The 15,888-nt window shown below is 70.3% G+C and carries 17 protein-coding genes; 6 read left to right on the top strand and 11 right to left on the bottom strand.

Annotation, left to right across the window (positions count from 1 at the left end; all coding sequences use genetic code 11):
- Positions 1–3 precede the first annotated feature (3 nt).
- From ASC81_RS05390 to ASC81_RS05375, 4 genes are all read right to left on the bottom strand, one after another.
- Complete coding sequence (locus tag ASC81_RS05390) at positions 4–672, bottom strand: OmpA family protein (protein WP_056263536.1); 669 nt, start codon at positions 670–672, stop codon at positions 4–6.
- A 73-nt stretch (positions 673–745) separates the two neighbouring features.
- Entirely contained in the window at positions 746–940 is a 195-nt protein-coding gene (locus tag ASC81_RS05385; RefSeq protein ID WP_056263534.1) for a CsbD family protein, read from the bottom strand.
- Between the two features lie 115 nt (positions 941–1,055).
- A complete protein-coding gene (locus ASC81_RS05380) occupies positions 1,056–2,903 on the bottom strand; it encodes an ATP-binding protein (protein ID WP_156391763.1) in 1,848 nt (615 codons plus the stop codon).
- A gap of 212 nt (positions 2,904–3,115) precedes the next feature.
- Positions 3,116–3,667 (bottom strand): hemerythrin domain-containing protein, encoded by a 552-nt coding sequence (locus ASC81_RS05375; protein ID WP_156391761.1) that lies wholly within the window; start codon positions 3,665–3,667, stop codon positions 3,116–3,118.
- Positions 3,668–3,801: 134 nt separating this feature from the next.
- On the opposite strand from ASC81_RS05375, the gene ASC81_RS05370 reads away from it, so the two are divergent.
- Positions 3,802–4,230: a CBS domain-containing protein gene (locus ASC81_RS05370; RefSeq protein ID WP_056263530.1), complete on the top strand. Its 429-nt coding sequence runs from the start codon at positions 3,802–3,804 to the stop codon at positions 4,228–4,230.
- 26 nt (positions 4,231–4,256) lie between these two features.
- On the opposite strand, the gene ASC81_RS05365 is transcribed toward ASC81_RS05370, so the two are convergent.
- Together ASC81_RS05365 and ASC81_RS05360 are read right to left on the bottom strand one after the other, a co-directional pair.
- A complete protein-coding gene (locus tag ASC81_RS05365) occupies positions 4,257–4,766 on the bottom strand; it encodes a hemerythrin domain-containing protein (RefSeq protein WP_056263528.1) in 510 nt (169 codons plus the stop codon).
- 144 nt (positions 4,767–4,910) lie between these two features.
- Complete coding sequence (locus ASC81_RS05360; protein WP_056263525.1) at positions 4,911–5,441, bottom strand: hypothetical protein; 531 nt, start codon at positions 5,439–5,441, stop codon at positions 4,911–4,913.
- Positions 5,442–5,621: 180 nt separating this feature from the next.
- On the opposite strand from ASC81_RS05360, the gene ASC81_RS05355 reads away from it, so the two are divergent.
- Positions 5,622–6,797, top strand: coding sequence for a hypothetical protein (locus tag ASC81_RS05355; protein ID WP_056263523.1), 1,176 nt, complete (start codon positions 5,622–5,624; stop codon positions 6,795–6,797).
- Between the two features lie 88 nt (positions 6,798–6,885).
- Here ASC81_RS05355 and rpoN read toward each other — a convergent pair whose 3' ends face one another.
- A complete protein-coding gene (gene rpoN / locus ASC81_RS05350; protein ID WP_056263520.1) occupies positions 6,886–8,394 on the bottom strand; it encodes an RNA polymerase factor sigma-54 in 1,509 nt (502 codons plus the stop codon).
- Between the two features lie 367 nt (positions 8,395–8,761).
- Between rpoN and ASC81_RS05345 the strand changes: the two genes are divergently transcribed.
- The 4 genes from ASC81_RS05345 to ASC81_RS05330 all read left to right on the top strand — a co-directional run bounded on the left by ASC81_RS05345 (position 8,762) and on the right by ASC81_RS05330 (position 13,356).
- A complete protein-coding gene (locus ASC81_RS05345) occupies positions 8,762–9,070 on the top strand; it encodes a BON domain-containing protein (protein WP_056263519.1) in 309 nt (102 codons plus the stop codon).
- A gap of 143 nt (positions 9,071–9,213) precedes the next feature.
- Positions 9,214–10,377, top strand: coding sequence for an AI-2E family transporter (locus tag ASC81_RS05340; protein WP_056263518.1), 1,164 nt, complete (start codon positions 9,214–9,216; stop codon positions 10,375–10,377).
- 154 nt (positions 10,378–10,531) lie between these two features.
- Positions 10,532–12,784 (top strand): ATP-binding protein, encoded by a 2,253-nt coding sequence (locus ASC81_RS05335; RefSeq protein ID WP_156391759.1) that lies wholly within the window; start codon positions 10,532–10,534, stop codon positions 12,782–12,784.
- A gap of 116 nt (positions 12,785–12,900) precedes the next feature.
- Positions 12,901–13,356, top strand: coding sequence for a PA2169 family four-helix-bundle protein (locus ASC81_RS05330; RefSeq protein WP_056263515.1), 456 nt, complete (start codon positions 12,901–12,903; stop codon positions 13,354–13,356).
- A 51-nt stretch (positions 13,357–13,407) separates the two neighbouring features.
- Here ASC81_RS05330 and ASC81_RS05325 read toward each other — a convergent pair whose 3' ends face one another.
- From ASC81_RS05325 to ASC81_RS05310, 4 genes are all read right to left on the bottom strand, one after another.
- Positions 13,408–13,914: a hypothetical protein gene (locus ASC81_RS05325; RefSeq protein WP_056263513.1), complete on the bottom strand. Its 507-nt coding sequence runs from the start codon at positions 13,912–13,914 to the stop codon at positions 13,408–13,410.
- Between the two features lie 63 nt (positions 13,915–13,977).
- Positions 13,978–14,526, bottom strand: a complete 549-nt coding sequence (locus tag ASC81_RS05320; RefSeq protein WP_056263511.1) for a DUF421 domain-containing protein — start codon at positions 14,524–14,526, stop codon at positions 13,978–13,980.
- Positions 14,513–15,439 (bottom strand): lipocalin family protein, encoded by a 927-nt coding sequence (locus ASC81_RS05315; RefSeq protein ID WP_056263510.1) that lies wholly within the window; start codon positions 15,437–15,439, stop codon positions 14,513–14,515. The genes ASC81_RS05320 and ASC81_RS05315 overlap by 14 nt, the downstream gene beginning before the upstream one ends.
- Positions 15,393–15,887: a phage holin family protein gene (locus ASC81_RS05310; protein ID WP_162245858.1), complete on the bottom strand. Its 495-nt coding sequence runs from the start codon at positions 15,885–15,887 to the stop codon at positions 15,393–15,395. The genes ASC81_RS05315 and ASC81_RS05310 overlap by 47 nt, the downstream gene beginning before the upstream one ends.
- Between the last annotated feature and the right edge of the window lies 1 nt (position 15,888).

Here is a 15,888-nt window from a genome sequence, read left to right as displayed (position 1 = left end):
GCGTCAGCCTTGCTGCTCCGACAGGAAGATCTCGACGCGCCGGTTGGCCGCGCGACCGCTCTCGCTGTCGTTGCTGGCCACGGGCTCATGCGAGCCGCGCCCGGCGATGCTGACGCGCTGGCTCGACAGGCCACGCGCGGTCAGGTAGTCGCGCACCGCGGCGGCGCGATCGCGCGACAGCGGCTCGTTGATCGCATCGCTGCCGGTGCTGTCCGTGTGGCCAACGACGGTCACGCGCACATTGGGGTCGAGGTTGCGGGCGATTTCGTCGAGCACCGGGCGCATCTGCGGCTTGATGTCCGCACGGCCGGTGTCGAAGGAGACGTCGCTCGGCACGTTCAGGCGCAGCCGGTTGTCCTCGGTGCGCGCCACTTCGACACCCGTGCCCTGGCTGGCCTGGGCGAGCGCGGCACGCTTGTCTTCCATGCGCTTGGACCAAAGGTTGCCGGCGATAGCCCCGACGGCACCCCCGATGACGGCGCTGCGCCCGGCATTGCCGCCGGTGGCCGCGCCGATGATGGCGCCCGCCACCGCACCGGCACCGGCGCCCTTGGCCGTGCCTTGCTCACGCTCGCTCATGGACGAGCAGCCCGCCGCCGCCAATGCGGCAGTGATGAGCGCCACCGTGGCGCCGCGGCGCAGGGAGTGATGGGAGTTGTTGTAGGGACGCATGGCTTACCTCTTGTTCGTGGGTACACGCCGCCGGGCCTTGCAGCCCGGCGGCGTGATAGGGGATCAATGTCGATCAGATCTTGCGATTGGCGTCGCGCACGTCCTTGACGGCTTCTCGCGCATCGCCCACGGCCTTCTGGGCCTTGCCCTCGACCTGAGTCGCGGCACCCTTGACCTGGTGTTCGGTGCTGCCGACGGCCTCGCCCAGCTTGCGCTGCGCCTTGCCGGCCACGTCCTTCACACTGCCCTTGATTTGGTCGCTGTTCATGGTCGTACTCCTTTAACTGCCCTTGTGACGGGATGCCTGTGGGGCTGCAGTCAATTTACCGAGGGGAGCGGCCCCTGACCGCCAGCGTCGGCCCTGTCTGCCAGTGGGTGAAGTCCTACGCTGTCGCGAGCAGGCCCAGCACCGCCTGCATGTCAACCGGCTTGACCAGGTGCTCGTCGAAGCCAGCCTCGCGCGCACGCTGGCGGTCGGCCTGCTGGCCCCAGCCCGTGATGGCGGCCAGCATGCAGGTGGCGCCGCCGGGCTCGGCCCGCACGGCGCGCGCGAGCTGGAAACCGTCCAGGCCCGGCATGCCGATGTCGAACAAGCCGACGTCGGGCAGCGCCTCGCGTGCCAGCTGGAGCGCCTGCTGGCCATCGTGGGCCACGCGCACGCGATAGCCCTCGCCCTGCAACACGGCGGCCAGGCTGTCGGCGAAGTCGACGTTGTCGTCGGCCACCAGCACCGACAACGGCTCTCCGGCGCGCTCTGGCCGCTCGCGCCGCCTTGACGGCAGCGGCGCCGGTGCGGCCACAGGCGCAGGTGGCGCCTCGACGTGGTCACCCGCCGGTCGCGGCAGCAGCACCGTGAAGACCGAGCCCTGGCCGAGGCCGGCGCTGCGCAGCAGCAACTGGCCCTCGTGCATGGCCACCAGCTGGCGCGCCACCGCCAGCCCGACGCCCAGGCCGGCGTGCACGCCCGAGGCCGCGTTGTCGATGCGCGTGAACATCTCGAACATGTCGGCCTGGCGCTCCGGCGCGATGCCGATGCCGTTGTCGCTCACCTGCACGGCCACGCTGCCGGGCTGCGTGATGAAGTCAACCGCGATACGCCCGCCCGGCTCGGTGTACTTGGCGGCATTGCTCAGCAGGTTGGCGAACACCTGGACCAGCCGCGTGCGGTCGCCCAGCAGCCAGATCGGCGCCGGCCAGTCGGCCTGCAGGGCATGCTGGCGCGCCAGCAGCAGCGGCGCGGTACCTTCGACGGCAGCGCGCACCACCGCCACCAGGTCGAGCTTCTCGATGCGCAGCGTCAGCCGGCCGGTGGTGATGCGCGAAACCTCCATCAGGTCGTCGATGAGGCGCACCAGGTGCTGCATCTGGCGCTGCATCATGTCCACCATGCGCAGCAGCGTCGCCCGGTCGGTGTCCGGGCGGGCCAGGATGGCGAGCGCCGTCATGATGGGCGCCAGCGGGTTGCGCAGCTCGTGCGCCAGCGTGGCCAGGAACTCGTCCTTGCGCCGGTCGGCCTTCTGCAGGGCCTCGGCCTGGCCGCCGAGTTCGGCCAGCATGTCGTTGAAAGCCTCGACGAGCGCGCCGACCTCGTCGCGTGTCATGCGTGGCGCGCGCAGCCCGTAGTTCCGCGTCTGCACGACCTCGCGCGCCACCCCGGCGATGGCGACGATCGGTTCGGTGATCGTGCGCTGCAGCCGCTGCGCGACCAGGGCCGCCAGGATCAGGCTGGCCAGCGTGACGATGCCGAGGATGGCCAGGTAGTCCAGCAGGCGCGGCAGCGCGTCATAGTGCGCCCGCAGCAGCAGGCTGCCGTGCAGCACGCCGCCCTCGCGCACGGGCAGCAGCAGCTCGACGCGCCGGCCGTCGAAGCGGGTGTGGTCCGCGCTGGCGGACAGCCGCGCCGGCAGCGGCGCCTGCGAGGGCGCCATGCGCCCGGCAACCAGGCGGCCGGCGGCGTCGTACAGACCGACGGCGTCGACATGCGGCTTGTCGCTCAGCAAGCCGAGGTTCTCGCGCGACGCCCGCAGCTGCGCTGCGCCCTGCACCGGCAGGCTGGCGCGCGCCACCAGGTCGGCCTGCGCCTGCAGGTCCTGCAGCCAGCTGTCGCGCTGCACACGCAGCTCGTAAAGCAACAGCACCGTGGCGCTGAGCAACAGCGCGGCCAGCGTGGTCGTCATCACGACGCGCAGCAGCCGGTGCTTGATGGAAGTGCGTTGAACTGATGTCGGCACAGCCTCGATGAGATCTCCTGACAGTTCGCGCCTGTCGGCAAGACACGAGCCCGGCGGGGCGTGCCGCTCTTCCTACGCGCGAGCCGGGTCTCGTCCGCTTCTTGGGGGGACCTAACGCGGCCATGCTTGGCCACACCACTTCAGGAGATCACCATGGGTAAATACTTTCTAGCCTGGCTTCTCGGTGTCCCCGGCATCGTGCTGCTGCTGGTCTATCTCTTCTTCAACTGAAGCCTGTGCCCCGCCGGCCTGCTGAGGGTCGGCGGGCGCTGGTCGAGCAAGCCCGGTTCGCCCATCAGTTCTTTGCGTCGCGCGACGATGCGCTGCCCCAGGTCCTCCATGTCCAGGCTGGTGAAGGCCAGGCGCGTGAAGAGCGGGCCTTCTTCCTGTTGCACGTGCTCGGCGACCCGCCGCGCCAGCGCCGTCATGCGCGCATCAAGTTCACGGTCACGCGCGTCCATGCCCTCGATCTGCAGGATCAGCGCATGCAGTTCGCGGTGGTCGTTGGCTGCGTTGGTGATGACCCGTTCGTCTTCCAGCGCATCGAAGGCCGCCGGGTAGAACAACTCCTCTTCCACCACCGCATGCACGATCAGCCGCCGGCAGAGCTCGCGCGCCAGCTGCAGGCGCGCCGCAGCGTCAGCGCCCGCCGCCCGCTGTTGCTCGAAGCGGGCGAACAGGCGGCGGAATGCCAGGTGATCTTCAGTGAGTATGGAGAGCGCGGAAAGGCTGGCGTTCTGCATCCCGGCGCGCGTCAACGGCAAGGCAGGCTGGCGGTGATGGCGAGGCCAGATACGCAGCGCATGGGGAGGGCAGGATCGTCCATGACGCAGCAAGGCAGGCCGTGTGCCCGGCACCCGCCTTGCCACAAGGTGGCTCACCCACACAGGAGACTGCCATGTCCACCATTGCCGAAATCATGTCCACCGATGTCCGCACCATCCAGCCCCAGGAGAGCCTGCGCCGGGCCGCGCAGTGCATGCAGGAACTGGACGTCGGCGCCCTGCCCGTCTGCGACGGCGAGCGCCTGCTGGGCATGCTGACCGACCGCGACATTGCCGTGCGCGGCGTGGCCGACGGGCTCAACCCCGACGACGCCTGCGTGTCCGACATCATGACGCCCGACATCGTCTACCTCACGGCCGACCAGGACGTCGGCGAAGCCAAACGCATGATGGGCGACCGGCAGTTGCGGCGCCTGCCCGTCATCGACGCTGATCGCAAGCTGGTCGGCATCGTGTCGCTGGGCGACCTGGCGGTGCGCGATTCCGGCCACATCGACAAGGCCCTGCGCGACATCTCGGAACCCGGCCAGGAAGCCCGCTGACCGCAGGCCGCCGCGCGCGCTTGCGTTCAGACGAGCGGCGCAGCCGCGGCGGTTTCGTTCAGCACCCGCTCGCGGGGCGCGCCCTTGGCGTGCAGGGCATGCTCATGCGCAACGACGGATGCGCCGAGCGCCCGGCGGGAGGGCTCGTCGAGCAGCCGCCGCATGGCCGGAAAGAGGTGTTCTTCCTCTTCCTTGTGATGGTGGCGCGCCTGCTCTTCCAGCACCTTGCACTTGGGCAGGAAGGTGGTGTCCTGCGGCGCGAGCGCCAGCAGGTCGGCGAGCAGCCGCTTGAGCGACAGGTGCTCCTCCAGCGACTCCAGCAGGATGCCCTCGGTGCGCGCCGCAAGCACGGCCGGGTAGACGATGTGCTCCTCGGCCAGGATGTGCACCGACAGCTCATCGCCGGCCGCCGCCAACATCATCCCGCTGGCCACCGGGTCGGCAGCCTCGGCCGCGTCGAGCAGACCCTTGAGCTGGCTCTCCAGCTGGCGGTGCTGCCGGGTCAGCACCGCCACCACGTCTTCATCGATCTTCATCAGCGGCGCCCTTCGTGATGTGCAGCCCCAGGGGTGCGGCGTGGCTGGTGCGTGCTACCGCAAAGACTGCCGCAATTCAGGCCGGCGCCCCAAGCGCCGTCCCAGTCGTGCGCCATGCCCGATGGCACGGCGCACGACGGTCCGTCAGCGGTAGACGTTCTGGCCGCCGGCCTGGGTGCGCCAATGCTCTTCCAGATGCGCTGCATCGGCGTCGTCACGCGGGCGCACGCCCATCAGGATGCCGCCTTCACGCAGGCCGCTCTCGTACTCCTTGATGCGCTCTTCCGGAATGTTCCAGCCGATCAAAGCGCCGACCAGGCCGCCGGCTGCACCGCCAGCGCCCGCGCCGGCGAGCGCTGCGGCGACCGGACCGGCGATGACCAGGCCGAGGCCGGGCAGCGCCACGCTGGTACCCACGGCCGCAACGGCTGCGGCGATGGCGCCGATGGTGCCGCCGATGCCGGCGCCGATGCCGGCACCTTCGGCGGCCTTGTTGCCGAGCTCGGTCTCGCGGCCCGCCTCATTGCCGAAATGGCGCTTGCGGGTTTCGTCGGACATGACGACGTCGATGTCCTTGGAGGTGTACCCGCGGTCCACCACGCCCTGGTAGGCGCGCTCGGCGCTGTCGCGGTCGGGGAACAGCCCGGTCAGGTGGGAGGTGTTGGTGTTGGCCATAGCTTTGTCCACTCCATAAATGGTCCCGGCGCGGATGCGCGGGTGCCTTGACAGGGCAAGCGCGGGGCCCGGGTTCGAGGGCGACACGGGTATGCGCATTGCCGCAAAAAAGTACAGGCGTCCCGGCAGCGAGGCCGCGCCTGCAGACACGACGACGACTCAGCTTGAAAGGACTCTTCCATGTCACGACATGACGAACAAGGCCGCCGCTCCGGCGGCCAGCAAGCCAACTACGGCGACAACGAACGCAGCCGCCAAGGCGGCCAGCAGGGCGGCTACGAGAACGAGACCAGCCAGCACTACGCCCAGAGCGGTGGCCTGCGCGGCGGCCAGCAAGGCGGCCAGGGCGGCTACAGCGATTCGCGTGACTACTACCAGGGCGGCACCTTCCGCGAGCAAAGCGAAGGTGGCGGCAGCTATGGCGGCCAGGGCGGCTTCGGGGGTCAGGGCTCGGGCCAGAGCTACCAAGGCGGCCAGGGTGGCTATGGCAGCCAAGGTGGCTATGGCAGCCAGGGTTCAGGCCAGAGCTACCAGGGCGGCAGCGGCCAGGGCGGCTATCAAGGCGGCGGATCGGGCAGCTACGGCGGCCAGGGTAGCCAGGGTGGCTATGGCAGCCCGGCCTCGGGCCAGAGCTACCAGGGCGGCAGCGGCCAGGGCGGCTATCAAGGCGGCGGCGGATCGGGCAGCTACGGTGGCCAAGGCGGCTACGGTGGCCAGAGCGGCCAGGGCTACGGTGGCTCGGGCAGCTATGGCGGACAGGGTGGCTTCGGCAGCCCCGGCTCGGGCCAGAGCCATCAAGGCGGCAGCTATCAGGGCAGCAGCTACCAGGGCGGCCAGAGCGGGCAAGGCGGCGGCTATCAGGGTGGCGGTTATCAGGGTGGCGGCAGCCAGGGTGGCTATCAAGGCGGCGGCAGCTACCAGGGTGGCCAGAGTGGCCAGAGCGGCTACGGGCAAAGCGGCTATGGCCAGCAGAGCGGTGGTTACGGCGCCAGCCAGAACCCGCACTACGACCCCGACTACCACCAATGGCGCAGCGAGCAGCTGCGCTCGCTGGACGAGGACTATCAGAACTGGCGCCAGGACCGCTACAAGAAGTTCTCGGACGACTTCTCGACCTGGCGGCAGAGCCGGCAGTCGGGCAGCTCCGGTCAGGGCAGCAGCGGTAGCGGCCAGAGCGGCAGCAGTGGCAGCAGCCTAAGCAGCGGCAGCGGAAGCAGCGGCGGCATGAGTGGCAGCAGCGCCAGCGGCAGCGGCGGTTCGAGCAGCAGCAGCGGCAACGAATCGTCCAGCGGTTCGTCGACGACCGGCTCGTCCGGTGGATCGTCGGGCAGCTCGTCCAGTTCCAAGACCAAGTAAGTGCTGCCCGGGTGCCGCCATCACGGGCGGCACCTCGACGCAAAAAGGCCGCCCCGCGGGGCGGCCCTTCTCATGGCGACGCGCGGCTTCAGGCCACGCGGCGGCGGCGGTCCACGGCTTCGATCTTCAGCATCTGGCGGTACTTGGTGACCGTGCGTCGCGCAACGACCAGGCCTTGCTGGGCCAGCTGCCGCGTGATCTCGGCGTCCGACAGCGGCGCATCGGCACTTTCGGCTTCGATGATGTCCTTGATGAGGCCGCGGATGGCCGTGCCCGAGCAGGCGCTGCCGTTGGCGCTGATCATCGCGCGGCTGAAGAAGTACTTCAGCTCCAGCACGCCGACCGGCGTCGACATGTACTTGTTGTTGGTCACGCGCGAGACCGTGCTCTCGTGGATGCCCACTTCCTCGGCGATCTCCTTCAGGCCCAGCGGCTTCATCGCCATCGGCCCGTAGTCCAGGAAATTGTGCTGTCGGCGCACGATGGCCTCGGCCACGTCGAGGATGGTGGAGAAGCGCTGCTCGACATTGCGCAGCGTCCAGCGGGCTTCTTGCAGATGCGCACCCAGTTCGGCATTCGCCGGCGTGCGATGGCGTGCAAACAGCTTGGCATAGACCTGGTTGAGCCGCACCTTGGGCACGATGGCCGGGTTGAGCTGCACCGTCCACTGGCCGCGCACCTTCTTGACGATGACGTCGGGCACGACATAGGCCACATGCGAGGAGCCGAAGCGCCAGCCCGGCCGCGGGTCGAGCCGGCGGATGCGGTCGCACACCGCCTCGACGCGCGCCGGCGGCTCGCCGAGCTGGCGGGCCAGCGATGACACGTCGCGCGCCGCCAGCGCGGACAGGTGGTTGGTGACGATGGTCTGGGCCAGCGTGCGGGTATCTGGGCAGGTGATGCCTGGCAGTTGCAGCAGCAGGCATTCGGCGACATCACGCGCCGCGACGCCCGCCGGGTCGAGGGACTGCACCAGCTTCAGCGCGATCTGCATCTCCTGCAGGTCGGGCGCGGGGTCGAGCCTGGCCACGCTGATCAGCTCCTCCAGCGGCGTGCGCAGGTAGCCGTCGTCGTCCAGGGACTCGACGATGGTGCGGGCCATGGCCAGGTCGCGCTCGGACAGCGGCATCACGTTCAGCTGGGTATGCAAATGGGCCGTTAGCGATGCCTCGACGGCCATCATGTCGAGCGCGCTCAGCTCGCCGTCCTCGGCGCGCTTGAGGCCGGAACCGCCGTCCGCTGCCCACAGGTCGCGGTCGTTCTCGCCGTTGTCGGCGCCGTCCATCGGGCTGGCCAGGTCGTCGCTTGACGTGTCGACCAGTTCCGCATTGGCGTCATTGGCAGCCACGCTGGCCAGCACGCCGGCGTCGGCGCCGCCGTCCTGCAAGGCGGCCAGGGGGAGCGCGGCCTCACCGGCGTCGCCACCGTCCCCGCCGTCGTTGTCCTCGACTTCGAGGAAGGGGTTCTTGCCCAGCGTTTCGCGCAGCATCGCGGCGAAGTCCAGCGAGGACATCTGCAACAGGCGGACGGCGTGCTGCAGCCGGGGCGACAAGGTCTGGGTTTGCCGGTGGTCGGCACGGAGATCCATGGAAGGCATATCTCGTCTCTCGGAGTCGGTCGTGGCAGCCGCAGCGCTGCAGCGCGCGCGGCCCGAAGCCACTCAATGCAACCTCCGTGCCGGCGCGCCGTATGAAACGCATCCCGATACAAACCGGCGTCATTCCCAGGGGCAACAACTGTCCTGCCACCGCTCCGCCATGACAGAGCGGGCACGCCGATTGCACGATTTACCGATTACAGGACAGGCCATCGGCAATTGCGGCAAAGCGTGCCGTCTGTCACCAACTGTCAGCGGCAGACGGGTTTGCCGAGAAGCCGGCTGGATGTCGCCCGCCAGCGACGCGCACCGGGCACGCCCGTTGCCCTAGCCGCCAAGCGAGATACCTCGCGCAAGGAGAACACCCATGAAGAAGATCGTCATCGCCTCAATGGTCGTGCTGACCGCGCTTGCCACCGGCGGCTGCGCCGTCACCAGCGGCCAGAGCACCGTGGGCCAGTACGTCGACGACGCCACGATCGCCACGCGCGTCAAGGCACGCTTCGCCGAAGACACGCAGGTCAGCGCCATGCGCATCCAGGTCGAGGCCATGAAGGGCACCGTTCAGCTTGCCGGTTTCGCCACATCGCAGGCCGAGAAGGACCGCGCTGGTCAGCTCGCGCGCGCCGTGCCCGATGTGAAAGAGGTGCGCAACAACATCATCGTGAAGAACTGACACCCCTCGTCCAGCCCGCGCGCTGAACGCGGGCAGTCCGGCCGGTCTCCCGGGGGGAAGGCGGTGCCCGCGGCATTGAGCCGCGAGCACATCGCCAGACGGGCCGGCTTGGGGCGGCCCGGCGCTCGGCCCGCAAATGCACGATGCCTGCCAACGACACCGCCCCGATCTCCTCCCCACGCAGCGCCTGGGCGCTGCGTGGCCTGTTCCTGATCTGCCTGGTATTCGCCTTCCGCGAGGCCAGGCCGCTGCTGGCCCCGATGCTGGTGGCCGTGATGCTGACCTTCGCGCTGGCGCCTGCCGTGCGCTGGCTGGGTCGCCGCGGCGTGCCCGCATCCATCGGCGCGCTGCTGCTGGTGCTGGCGCTGTTGCTCAGCACGGTGACGCTGGCCGCCAGCCTGGCAAGGCCGGCCGCCAGCTGGTGGCAGCAGGCTCCGCAAACGGTGGCCCAGCTGCTCGACCAGCTGGAGAAGCTGCGCAATGCCGTGCCGGGCCTGGGCCGCCCCCCGCCGCCACCCACGCGCGCCGGCCGCCCAGCGCCCGCCCCGACGCCCGCGCCCGACCCGATCAGGGAGCGGCTGGCCAGCGAAGGCGTCGCCCTGACCGGCCTGGTGCTGGCACGCGGCTTCTCCTTCGTGCTGGCGGCCGCGGCGACAGTCATCCTCACCTACTTCCTGCTGGCGTCGGAGCACTGGCTGTTGTCGCGCTTCGTCGAAGCGATGCCGCGGCAGCGCACGCGCGCGCTGATGCTGGGCGGCCTGCGCGCGGCCCAGCGCGAGATCAGCCGCTACCTCGCCGCGGTGGCCTTCATCAACGGCGTGGTCGGGGTGATCATGGGCCTGGTGCTGTGGATGCTGGGCCTGCCCAACCCGACGCTGTGGGGTGCGCTGACGGCGCTGCTGTGCTTCATTCCCTATCTGGGCCCGCTGGCGCTGGCGGTGCTGCTGCTGCTGGCCGGCATCAGCGCCTTTGAAACCGGGACCGCCGTGTTCGGCCCGATGCTGGCTTTCCTGATCATCCACGGCATCGAGAGCAACATCGTCAGCCCGGTGGTCGTCGGGCGCCGGCTGTCGCTCAGCGCCGTATCGGTGTTCGTGTCGGTGCTGTTCTGGGGCTGGCTGTGGGGCATCGTCGGCGCCATCATTGCCGTGCCGCTGTTGATCGGGCTGCGCAGCGTCTGCCGGCGCCGGCGCGGCCTGAGGCTGCTGCGCCTCTTCCTGGAAGGCAACCAGCGCGCACCGTCGCCATCGTTGCGCTCGCTGCTGCGCGTGCCCGCGAGGCCGCCGACTGGGAAACGCTACACCTAGGGTCCGGGCACGCCGCTTGCCGCCCGCCGTCTGAAAACAAGATCGTTCCGTGGGCCGGGGCCGGGCCGCGACGTTGCGGCATGTCCGTCATTGTTATGGTTGCGTCCTGCGAATCCGCCCTGTCTTGCGTGGGCCTGCGCGTCCTGGACTTGCCATGCCGGTCACCATCCGCTCTCGATTGCTTTTGCTCGTACTTTCCGTGCTGCTGCCCGGCATGCTCGGCGTTGCCTGGCTGATCGCCGACAGCTACGCGGCAGAGCGTGATACCCACGAACGCTCGCTGCGCGACACCGCGACGGCCCTGTCCATGCTGGTGGATGGCGAACTGCTGCGCCGTGCCGCCGTGGCGCATGTGCTGGCGCAGTCGCCTGCGCTGGACGGCGCCGCGCTGTCCGATCCCGAGCAACGCCAGAGCTTCGAGCGGCTGGCGCGGCGCGCGTTGCAGGGCATGGATGGCTGGGTCGAATTGCGCGCGCCCGGCCGCGTGCTGTTGAGCACCCGCCAGGCCGAGGGCGTGCCGAGCGAGGGGCCCGGCCCGGCCGAACTCAGCGCCAAGGCCGTCATGCTGCCGCTGATGCCCCTGGCCACCGCGCGACCGGGCGAGCCGCTGGAACTGCATGCCGCCTGGGTGGAACCGGTCACGCGCGATGGCCACCTGGTCTACAACCTAGTCGTCACCGTGCGGCCGTCGGAGCTGCAGCGCGTCGTGCAGGCCCAGGCGCCGCGGCCCGGCTGGATAGGCTCGGTCGTCGACAGCAGCGGCCGCCTCGTCGCCCGGCTGCCGGGTGGCACGGCTTACGTGGGCCGCGAGGCCAGCCCGGATATCCGCCAGCGCATGGCTGAGGCCTCCGAGGGCCGCTTCGAGTCGGTGTCGCTGGATGGCGTGCCGACGACGGGCTACTACAGCACCTCGCCGCTGGGCTGGAGCTATGTCAGCGCCATGCCGCGCCCGCAGTTCGCGGGCCGTCTGCCGGAGGCCGTGCAGCGCGTCATCGTTGGCGCCCTGGTGCTGCTGGGCCTGGCGATGGCCGGCGCCATCTGGGTGTCGCGCCGCATCGAGCGGCCGGTGCGGGCGCTCAAGCGCCTGGCCCAGGATCTGCAAGCCGGCCGACCGGTGCAAGCCCGGCCGACCGGCATGGTCGAGGCGGACGAGGTGGCCGCGGCGCTGGCCGAGGCGGGGCGCAGCATGAGCAGCGCCCGGGCCGAACTGGAGCACAGCGTGGCCGAGGCCATCGAGCGCACGCGCCAGGTCGAGCAGCGCGGCGCGCAGAGCCAGCGTGTCGTGGCGCTGGGCCGCCTGACCGGCGGCGTGGCGCATGAGTTCAACAACCTGCTCGGCGTCATCAGCAACAGCATGCACCTGATGCAGCGCCACCCCAGCGCGGCCGAGCTGCAGGGGCCGCTGAGTGCGACTCAGCGCTCCGTCGACAAGGGCAGCCAGCTGACCCAACACCTGCTGCGCTTTGCCGGCCGGCGGCCGGTGCGGGTGCAGACGCTGTCGCTGGCGCGCTACCTGCCCGAGGTTCAGGAACTGATGCGCAGCGTGCTGGGCCGGCGCATCGAGATCCAGGTGCACGTCTCGCCCGATATCTGGCCGGTGCGCGTGGACACCAACGAGTTGGACCTGGCCTTGGTCAACCTGGCGCTGAACGCCCACGATGCCATGCCCGCCGGCGGCGAGCTCAGGCTCAGGGCCGGCAACGCCGAGCCGCACGACAAGGAAGGCCTCGACAACCTGGCCCCGGGCGACTACGTGCTGCTGACGGTCGGCGACGACGGCATGGGGCTGGACCCGAGCCTGGTCGAGCATGCCTTCGAGCCCTTCTTCACCACCAAGGGCGTGGGCCAGGGCACCGGCCTGGGCCTGAGCCAGGTCTACGGCTTTGCGACGCAGGCCGGCGGCACGGCGCGCCTGGCCAGCACGCCCGGTGTGGGCACGACGGTCTCGCTGCTGCTGCCGGTGGCCCGCAGCCAGGAAGACGCACCGGCCCTGGCTTTCGAGGCCGCCGAACAGAGCATTGCCGGCTCGACCGTGCTGCTGGTCGAGGACGATGAGTCGCTGGCCGACGTGACCGCAGCCCTGCTGGTGGCGCATGGCGCCAAAGTCTTGCGCGCCGCCGACGCCGCGGCCGCATTGGTGCTGCTGGAGGGTGGCGGCCGGCCCGATGTCGTGCTGACCGACGTCGTCATGCCCGGCGCGATGGACGGCGTGGGGCTGGCCCGCCGCCTGCGCGAGCAGCGACCGGGCCTGCCGGTCGTGCTGATCAGCGGCTTCAGCAACACGGTGATCGCCGAAGGCGAATTCGTCCAGTTGCGCAAGCCCTGCGCGCCCGATGAAATGCTGGCCACGCTGCAGGCCGCCATCGTCACCGCGCGCGCCAGGCGCTCGGCGTCGGCGACCGGCTGATTCCCGCAGGGGCGCCAGCGCCTGTCACAAGGCGGGCACGCCGGTTGCCATGGAGAAGACTCGCCGCCGCCGCGCCGCCGCGCCGGCGTCTTCATCGACCCGCGAAAGGACCTGCCATGAGCAATGACGACATTATCGACACCTTGAACGACCTCATCGAAACCTCGAAGGATGGCGAGTACGGCTTCCGCACCTCTGCGGAATACATCAAGGACCCGGCCGTCAAGCAGTCGTTCGTGCGCCGCGCCGAGGAATGCCGCCAGGCTGCGGCCGAGTTGCAGGCCCAGGTGGTGCGTCTGGGCGGCAAGGCCGAGGATAGCGGCACGGCTGCCGGTGCCATGCACCGCGGCTGGGTGGCCGTGAAGGGCACGCTGGCCGGCTACACCGACAAGGCCATCCTGGAAGAGACCGAGCGCGGCGAAGACACCGCACTGGCTTCCTACCGCGAGGCCCTGGAAGAGGCGCTGCCGCCCGATGTGCGCATGATCGTGGAGCGCCAATACGAAGGCGTGAAGCGCAACCACTTGGCTGTGCGCACGCTGCGCGACCAGGCCCGCGCCGCTGCGGCCTGATGACCTGAAGCGGGCGCCGCATTGCGGCCCCGCAATCCCTGGCCCTGGCGGCTAGTCGCCTCGGCCAGGACGACGCTCTGCCGGGTCGCTCGCGCCCGGCAGGGCTTCTTCGCTGGCGGACTCGCCGACCGGATGCGCACGCCGGCCACTGCGCGTGGTGGGCGCGTCCTCAGCGCTCACGCCGTCCTCCTCGGTCTCCTCGTCCTCGGGATCGGTCGCGGCATCCTCCATCAGCGCGGGCGCCAGCGTTTCGTCGTCGAAGTCGCCCTCCGATTCACCCGGCGTGAAGATCCGGTCCACGCCGATGTCGGCGCCGTCGCGGACGCCGGCACCATCCTCCCTGGACGCCAGCGACTCGCCGAGCGGCAACGGGGCGGCCTGGTCATCGCGCAGGGCGACGTCCACCGGCAGGCCGGGGTCGGCATCGTCATCCTCGCTGTCGAGCCCGACGACGTCGCTGCCGCTGTCGGAGTTGTCGCCTGGGCCGAGGCTGGCCTTGTCGCGGCCAGCGGGCTCGGCCGCGGCGGGGTCGATACCGAGCAGGCTGCTGCGTGCCATGGGGAACCTCCGATGTGTTGAACGCGGGACGGCCCCGCAGTTCAGGGAGGCAAGGGATGTGCCCTAGGTGGGCAGCGGCTGCCGCCGCCCCTTGCCCTTGTCCTCGTCATCGCTGCCACTGCCCTTGGATTCCCGGATGACGCTGATGCCACCGTCGGGTTCCATGCGCGCGATCTTGACGTCGGCGAGCTTGTCGATGCCATGGCTGCGCAGGCTGGCCATCAGCTCGGGCACAGTGACGTACTCGCGGCGCAGGTTGCGCGGGATCATGCGGCCATGCCGGATCAGTACGAGAGGCGGTGGCTCGACGAAGCGGCGCACACGGTTGTAGCGAAAGCTCGCCCAGTCCATCAGCCAGTTCCAGCCCACCAGCGTGGCCACCAGCACCACGCCCTCGGCGACCGTCTCGTAGCCGCCGGACATGGCGTTCTGCGCCGCATCGGCAATCAGCACCAGCAGCAAAATGTCAGGAATGCCGATGGAGCCGGTGTCCCGCCGCAGCACGAAGCGCAGCATCAGGAAGAGCGCCCAATACATCAGGCTGCCCCGCAGCATCAGCTCCAGCGGCGAGACGCTGAAGCGCAGCAGTTCGCCCAGGTCAGGCAGGCTCACCGCCGGCCCCGTGGAAGCGCAGCTTGTCCACCGCAAAACCACGGTCGCGCGCGATCAGCATCAGGGCCTGCCGACGCAAGCCGTCCAGCTCGGGACGGCGTGACAGCACCCACAGCGTGTCGCGGCCGGGGCTGCCGATGAGGGCCTCGTCATAGCCGGCGTCGACATGCAGCACGGCCAGGTCCGACCAGGCATAACTCAGCCACTGCAGGGGCTCGGGCCAGCGGCTCATGCGCAGCCTGGTCCCATGGCTGCCGGGCACGGCCTGGACGCGGGCCTCGCTGCCATGCATGCCGTCGGCGTCGATGCGGCGCTGGAGCAGGTCGAAGTGGCCATCGTCGCGCGGCAGCAGTCCCAGCTCGGGCGGCTCGGCGGCCTCGGCCTGCAGCGGCGCCGGCAGCTCGCCGACCAGGAACCAGCGGCCGCTCAACCGCGTCAGGTCGACTTCGGGCATGGTCTCCAGCGGGCCGGCCTCGCGCTGGCCGAGCAAGCTGTCGATGAGGGGCTGGCCCAGCACAACCAGGCTGCTGACCATGGCCGGGTTGACGCGGTGGCGCCAGCGCTCGGGCAGCATGGGCCAGGCCAGCCCCAGCAGCTGCATCCAGGGAATGTGCGGCGGCGGCGGCCCCGGCGGCGCCTCGGGCGGCAGGTGGACCGCGGCCGGGCGGTGCCGCGGCCGACGCCACAGGGACGCCAGGGCCACCACGCCCAGCAGCGCGCCGCCGACAGGCACCAGCAGGCGCTTCGGGCTCAGGGTCTCGCGCAGCTGGCCGCCGAAGTTGGCGACACCGCGGCGCAGGTTTTCCTCGCGGGCGATCAGCCGGTGCTCGATGAGCCGGATCTGCTCGTCGATATCGCCAGCGGCCTCAGCGTGCGACAGGCTGGCCGGCAGTGGGGGCCGCGTTGCGTTCATCGGGGCCCTCCTCGGGCGGTTTGGGAGGCGTCGGATCGGGCGAGATCATCAAGTGGCGGCGCGTGGCCGGCAGGCTCAGCTGGGGCAGCAGGCTTCGCACGCGCTGCAGCACCAGCACGACGGCCAGCACGTTGACGGCGACGGACAGCAGCAGCGCGCCCGACATCGGCAGGCCCGCGTCCACCAGCAGGCGGATCACGCCCGCCCACAGCAACAGCCAGGCCGTGACGCCGAGGATGCCCACGGCGACGAGCAGCGCCACGATCTGCGCCAGGGCCTGCACCGCACGCTTGAGCTCCAGCGACAGCAGCTCGACGCGGTCGCTGACCAGGCCCGGCAACTCGTGCCACAGCGCCTGCAGCTGCTCCAGCAGCGGTGCAGGCACCGGGCGCGCGTCAGGCCCGGGCGTGCCGGGTGGTGGACCTTCGTGGGCGGGTCGGTCGGCCAAG

The organism is Pelomonas sp. Root405 (assembly GCF_001425165.1).
Classification (GTDB): domain Bacteria; phylum Pseudomonadota; class Gammaproteobacteria; order Burkholderiales; family Burkholderiaceae_C; genus Pelomonas.
The sequence above is the reverse complement of the archived record's forward strand: the minus strand, read 5'-3'. Positions and strand labels throughout refer to the sequence as shown.

What these genes read in the sequence shown, in the direction of transcription:
- ASC81_RS05390 (WP_056263536.1), bottom strand. Translation starts at nt 672, where the DNA reads ATGCGTCCCTACAACAACTCCCATCACTCCCTGCGCCGCGGCGCCACG.
- ASC81_RS05385 (WP_056263534.1), bottom strand. Translation starts at nt 940, where the DNA reads ATGAACAGCGACCAAATCAAGGGCAGTGTGAAGGACGTGGCCGGCAAG.
- ASC81_RS05370 (WP_056263530.1), top strand. Translation starts at nt 3,802, where the DNA reads ATGTCCACCATTGCCGAAATCATGTCCACCGATGTCCGCACCATCCAG.
- ASC81_RS05365 (WP_056263528.1), bottom strand. Translation starts at nt 4,766, where the DNA reads ATGAAGATCGATGAAGACGTGGTGGCGGTGCTGACCCGGCAGCACCGC.
- ASC81_RS05360 (WP_056263525.1), bottom strand. Translation starts at nt 5,441, where the DNA reads ATGGCCAACACCAACACCTCCCACCTGACCGGGCTGTTCCCCGACCGC.
- ASC81_RS05355 (WP_056263523.1), top strand. Translation starts at nt 5,622, where the DNA reads ATGTCACGACATGACGAACAAGGCCGCCGCTCCGGCGGCCAGCAAGCC.
- rpoN (WP_056263520.1), bottom strand. Translation starts at nt 8,394, where the DNA reads ATGCCTTCCATGGATCTCCGTGCCGACCACCGGCAAACCCAGACCTTG.
- ASC81_RS05345 (WP_056263519.1), top strand. Translation starts at nt 8,762, where the DNA reads ATGAAGAAGATCGTCATCGCCTCAATGGTCGTGCTGACCGCGCTTGCC.
- ASC81_RS05340 (WP_056263518.1), top strand. Translation starts at nt 9,214, where the DNA reads ATGCCTGCCAACGACACCGCCCCGATCTCCTCCCCACGCAGCGCCTGG.
- ASC81_RS05335 (WP_156391759.1), top strand. Translation starts at nt 10,532, where the DNA reads ATGCCGGTCACCATCCGCTCTCGATTGCTTTTGCTCGTACTTTCCGTG.
- ASC81_RS05330 (WP_056263515.1), top strand. Translation starts at nt 12,901, where the DNA reads ATGAGCAATGACGACATTATCGACACCTTGAACGACCTCATCGAAACC.
- ASC81_RS05325 (WP_056263513.1), bottom strand. Translation starts at nt 13,914, where the DNA reads ATGGCACGCAGCAGCCTGCTCGGTATCGACCCCGCCGCGGCCGAGCCC.
- ASC81_RS05315 (WP_056263510.1), bottom strand. Translation starts at nt 15,439, where the DNA reads ATGAACGCAACGCGGCCCCCACTGCCGGCCAGCCTGTCGCACGCTGAG.